The sequence below is a fragment of the Phycicoccus elongatus Lp2 genome, from assembly GCF_000367525.1.
GTDB lineage: Bacteria > Actinomycetota > Actinomycetes > Actinomycetales > Dermatophilaceae > Phycicoccus_A > Phycicoccus_A elongatus.
In genome coordinates this window covers 687,463-688,306 of record NZ_HF570956.1, presented here as the reverse complement: position 1 = coordinate 688,306, position 844 = coordinate 687,463, and the positions used below count along the sequence as shown (strand labels likewise).

Here is an 844-nt window from a genome sequence, read left to right as displayed (position 1 = left end):
GCATGGCGGCACGACGACGTCGACGACGATGCTGCTGGCGCACCTGCTGGCCGTCCTGGTCACCGCCCTCGTGCTCGCGCAGGCCGAGCACGTCCTCTGGCGCACCCTGCGCCGCCTGCTGCCCGTGCCGGTGCAGCCGTGGACTCCGGGGCACCTCGCTCCCCCGGCCCACGACGTCGCGTCCTTCGTCGCACGCTGCGCAGTCGCGGCGACGCGCCAGCGCGGACCGCCGTCTGCCGTGCCGGCCTGACGGCCCTCCTGACACCCTCATCCGGCCCCGCGGGCACTGCCTCGAACGCGGCCCCGGTCCTGCCCCACGGCATACCTCTCCCTCGGCGTCGGCGACCGACCCTCGGCGCGCCCGCCCCTCCACGACTCACGAAGGACAACCCATGACCATGCACCGACCCCTCGCGCTCGCCGCGGCGGCCCTGCTCTCCCTCACCGCCGCCTGCGGCAGCTCCTCCACCCCCACCTCCCCGTCGACGTCCCCGTCGGCCTCTGCCTCCACCCCCGCGCCGGCGACCGCGGGCCTGACCCTCGAGGAGGGCTGGGTCAAGGCGACCGAAGGCATGGGCGGGGGCATGGCCGAGATGACCGGCGCCTTCGGCATCCTGCGCAACGCCGGCACCCAGCCCCTCCACGTCACCGGCGGGGGGGGGCGCCGGTCGCGTCGAGCTCCACGAGACGGTCAAGAACGCCTCGGGCAGCATGCAGATGCAGAAGGCGCAGAACGGGTTCACCATCGCCCCGAAGGGTTCCTTCGAGCTCACGCCGGGAGCCAACCACATCATGCTCATCGATCTCACGGCCCCGGTGAAGGTCGGGGACACGGTCCGGATCA

Annotated in this window: 2 pseudogenes; both read left to right on the top strand. The window is 73.7% G+C overall.

The features are described 5' to 3' along the window. Window positions 1-250, top strand: a pseudogene (locus tag BN10_RS16645) (hypothetical protein); the annotation flags it as partial. A gap of 422 nt (window positions 251-672) precedes the next feature. Continuing rightward, window positions 673-844 (top strand): annotated as a pseudogene (locus tag BN10_RS16140) (copper chaperone PCu(A)C); the annotation flags it as partial.